The following is a 4,988-nucleotide window of genomic DNA, read 5'->3' on the forward strand; positions in this document are numbered from 1 at the left end:
ATGATCGCCCTCACCCGACTCTGGCAGCACCACGGCATCACCCCCGACGCCGTCATCGGCCACTCCCAAGGCGAAATCGCCGCCGCCCACATCGCCGGCGCCCTCACCCTCCAGGACTCCGCCCACATCATCGCCCACCGCAGCCGGATCCTGACCACGCTGCCCCCGACCGGGGGCATGGCCTCCATCGCACTCCCGGTGCTCGAGGCCGAAGCCCGCCTCACCGACTACGACGACCTGCACATCGCGGCCACCAACGGTCCCGCCACCACCGTCGTCACCGGCGACACCGCCCAGCTCGAAGCCTTCCTCGAAGCCTGTCAGCAGGAGAACACCCGAGCCCGCCGCATCCCCGTCACCTACGCCTCCCACTCCCCCGCCGTCGAACCCCTGCGCGACGACATCACCACCGCACTCCGCGACCTCACCCCCCGCCCGGCCACCATCCCCTTCTACTCCACCGTCACCGGCGGCCTCCTCGACACCACCGAACTCGACGCCCGCTACTGGTACCGCAACCTCCGCGAGACCGTCCGCTTCGAACAAACCACCCGGGCCCTGCTCGCGGCCGGGCACCACACCTTCGTCGAACCCAGTGCCCACCCCACCCTGACCACCGCGGTCGCCGACACCGCCGAAACCACCGGCAGGACTTCCGTCACCGCCGCCGGGACACTGCGCCGCGATCACCACAACCCCACCGCCTTCCTCACCAACCTCGCCCACCTGCACACCCACGGCCACGCCGTCACCTGGCCCAGCGGCCACCGCCGGCCCGTCGACCTGCCCACCTACCCCTTCCAGCACGCCCGCTACTGGATCGAGACCACGGCGGACGCCGACGCGCGAGCGGTCGGCCTGCAGATGACCGGCCACCCGCTGCTGGGCGCGTCGGTGCCGATCGCCGACGAGCGCGGGATGCTGTTCACCAACCGGATTTCCACGCGTGTCCACCCATGGCTGGTGGACCACGCGGTCGGCGGCGCGGTGCTGCTGCCCGGCGCGGCCGTCGTCGAGCTGGCGCTCGCCGCGGGCGCGCGGATCGGCCTTCCGCGCGTCCGGGATCTCACCGTGGAGGTCCCGCTGGTGCTCCCGGAGAACGCCGCGCTGCGGACGCAGCTGGTCCTCGGGCCGGCCGACGCGGCCGGCCGCCGCCCGGTCGAGGTGTACGCGCGGCCCGACGACGACGATTCCCAGCCGGCCTGGACGCGGCACGCCACCGGTACCGTCGAGGCCGGCGACACCGGCGACCCGGCGCCCGGGACGGCCGGGGCCGCGTGGCCGCCGCCGGGATCGGTCGCCGAGGACGTCGCCGACCTCTACGAGCGGCTCGCCGACCATGGTTACGCGTACGGCCCGGCGTTCCGTGGCCTGCGCGCGATGTGGCGCCACGGCGAGGACGTCTACGCCGAAGTCGGCATCAAGGACGCGGGTGGGTTCGGCCTGCACCCCGCGCTGCTCGACGCCGCGCTGCACCCCGTCGTGGGGCTGATGTTCGATCCCGCGCGCACACTGCTGCCGTTCGCGTGGTCGGGGGTCCGCCAATACGGCGCGGGCGCGACGGCGCTGCGCGTGCACGCGTCCCCGTCCGGCTCCGACGCCGTACGGGTCACGCTGACGGCCGCGGACGGTACGCCGGTCGCCGAGGTGGCGTCACTCGCGCTGCGGCCGGCACCCCGGCCGACGCTCGCCGATCGGGCGCTGTACCGGCCGGAGTGGATCACCCACCCGGTCACCGGCACCGGCTCCGCCACCGTCATCGCCGCCCTCGGTGCCCCGCCGGCGCCGCTGGAGAACATCGACACGTACCTGGACCTCGAGGCGCTACGCGCCGATCTCGCCGACGGCGGCACCCCACCGGACGTGGTGGTGACCGCACCGCCCGCCGGGGGCGCGTCGCCGGCCGAAGACGCGCACGCGGCGACCCGGTGGGCGCTGGCACTGGTCCAGGACTGGCTGGGCGACGACCGGCTCGCCGGCACCCGGCTGGCGGTGGTGACCCGGGGCGCGGCGCCCGCCGCCGACGGCGCGCACGACCTGGCCGGCGCGTCCGTGTGGGGTCTGCTGCGGACCGCGCAAGCCGAGCACCCTGGCCGGCTCGTGGTGCTGGACCTCGACGACAGCGTCACGCCCGAGCTGGTGCGCGCGGCGGTGGCCGGCACCGAGCCGCAGCTGGCCGTGCGGGACGGTGTCATCCGGGTGCCACGGCTGCGGGCAGCGCCCCCGGCGGACCGGCCGGTCCGGCCGTTCGACCCGGACGGCACGGTGGTGATCACCGGTGGCACCGGCGGTATCGGCCGGTGGCTGGCGCGTCACCTCGTCGTCGAGCACGGCGTCCGCCGGCTGCTGCTCATCAGCAGGTCGGGCCGGGACGCCCCGGGGCTGGACGAGCCGTTGGCCGAGCTGGCCGAGCTCGGCTGCGCGGTGACCGTGACCGCGTGCGACGCGGCCGACCGGGCCGCGCTCGGCAAGGTGCTGGGCGATGTGCCGGCCGCGCACCCGGTGCGTGCGGTGATCCACACCGCCGGTGTCCTCGACGACGGGGTGCTGGCCTCGCTCACCCCGGAGCGGGTGGACGCCGTGCTGCGCGCCAAGGCCGACAGCGCGTGGAACCTGCACGAGCTGACCCGCGAACTGGACCTGACCGCCTTCGTCCTGTTCTCTTCGATCACCGCCACCGTCGGCAGCGCGGGGCAGGCGAGTTACACGGCAGCCAACGCGTTCCTCGACGTCCTCGCCGGGTACCGGCGGGCGGCCGGACTGCCGGCGACCTCGCTGGCCTGGGGTCTGTGGGAGCAGGCCGGCGGGATGACGGCACGGCTGAGCGACGCCGACTTCGCCCGGATGACCCGCGATGGACTGGTGCCGCTGGCGGTCGGCGACGGGCTGGCACTGTTCGACGCGGCGTCGGCGCGGGACGACGCCGTGGTCGTCCCGGCCCGCCTGGACGTGCCGGCGATGCGCGCGCGGGCACGAGCGGGGTTGCTGTCGCCGGTCCTGGCGGCCGTGGCCGGTGCTCCGGCCCGGCGGCCGGCCGTGGTCGGTGCCGACGCGCCGTGGACGGACCGGTTCGCCACGGCCGGCGAGGACGACCAGCGCCGCATGGTCATGACGCTGGTGCGCGGCGAGACGGCCACCGTCCTGGGACTCGGGACGCCGGAGGCGGTGCACGAGCGCCGCGCGTTCAAGGAACTCGGCCTCGACTCGCTGACCGCCGTCGAGCTGCGGAACCGGCTCAACGCCGCGACCGGGCTGAACCTGCCCGCGACCGTGGTCTTCGACCACCCGGAATCCGCGCGGCTCGCCGGCCACCTGTGGGAGCGGCTTCGAGGCACCGGCCGTGGGAGCGCGCAGGCCGTGTCCGCGCAGGTGGCGTCGTCGGCCGAACCCATCGCGATCGTGGGCATGGCGTGCCGGTTCCCGGGCGATGTCGCCACGCCCGAGCAGTTGTGGGAACTGGTGGCCGGCGGCCGGGACGCGATCACGACGGTTCCCGCGAACCGCGGCTGGGACCTCGACGACCTGTACGACCCGGACCCGGACCGGGCAGGCACCGTCTCCACGCGGGAAGGCGGCTTCCTGTCCGACGCCGGCCTGTTCGACGCCGAGTTCTTCGGGATCAGCCCGCGTGAGGCGGCGGCGATGGACCCTCAGCAGCGGCTGCTGCTGGAAACGGCGTGGGAAGCGATCGAGCGGGCCCGGATCGACCCGGCGAGCCTGCGCGGCAGCCGCACCGGCGTGTTCGCCGGGGTGATCTACAACGACTACGGAACCCGGCTGCTGGCCCGGCCGGGCCGGGGGTTCGAGGGGTACTTCGCGACGTCCGCGATGAGCAGTGTGGCTTCGGGGCGCGTGGCCTATGCGCTGGGTCTGGAAGGCCCGGCGGTGACCGTGGACACGGCGTGCTCCTCCGCTTTGGTCGCCTTGCACCAAGGCTGTCAGACCTTGCGCAGCGGCGAATGCGACCTGGTGCTGACCGGCGGGGCCACGGTGATGACCACGCCGTCGATCTTCCTCACCTTCAGCAGGCAACGGGGGCTGGCGCCCGACGGGCGGTGCAAGCCGTTCGGCGCGGGAGCCGACGGCACCGGCTGGGCCGAAGGCGCGGGAGTTCTCGTTCTGGAACGACTTTTCGACGCCCGCCGCAACGACCACCCCATCCTCGGCGTCATCCGCGGCTCGGCGATCAACAACGACGGCGCCAGCAACGGGCTCACCGCCCCCAACGGACTCGCCCAGCAACGCGTCATCCGGCAAGCACTGGCCAACGCCCGGCTCTCACCGGCCGACATCGACGCCGTCGAAGCCCACGGCACCGGCACCACCCTCGGCGACCCCATCGAAGCCCAAGCCCTCCTGGGAACCTACGGACAAGACCGCGACCGACCACTGTGGCTCGGCTCCATCAAATCCAACATCGGCCACACCCAAGCCGCCGCCGGAATCGCCGGCATCATCAAAATGATCCAAGCGATGCACCACGCCACCTTGCCGAAAACCCTGCACGCCGACGAACCCACACCCCACATCGACTGGGCCACCGGCAAGATCACGCTCCTCACCCGGAACACGCCGTGGCCCGGCGACCGTCCCCGCCGCGCCGGGATCTCCTCGTTCGGCATCTCCGGCACCAACGCCCACGTCATCCTCGAACAAGCCCCACCGGAGGACGGCCCGGGGCCGGCCGGCCCCGGGCCCGATGGCGGCCGGGATCCGGTGGCGTGGCCCGTTTCCGGCCAATCCGCCGAGGTGGTGCGGGAGCAGGCTCGCGCCCTGCACACCCACCTGACCGCCCGGCCCGATGCGGCGCCCGCCGAGGTCGCCCACGCGCTGGCCACGACCCGCACCGCGTTCACCCACCGAGCCGTCATCATCGGCACCGGAACCGGCGAGCTCCTCGACGGACTACACGCACTCGCCCAAGACCGTTCCGCACCCGGCCTCGTCACCGGAACCGTCCGCGAACCCGGCAAAACCGTCTTCGTCTT

General features: G+C 73.8%; 1 protein-coding gene. It reads left to right on the forward strand.

Annotated features, from left to right (window positions below):
* On the forward strand, window positions 1-4,988 hold a 4,988-nt coding region (locus AB0F52_RS48600; RefSeq protein WP_360186465.1), incomplete at both ends, for an SDR family NAD(P)-dependent oxidoreductase.

This window comes from Amycolatopsis sp. NPDC024027 (genome assembly GCF_040638975.1).
GTDB lineage: Bacteria > Actinomycetota > Actinomycetes > Mycobacteriales > Pseudonocardiaceae > Amycolatopsis.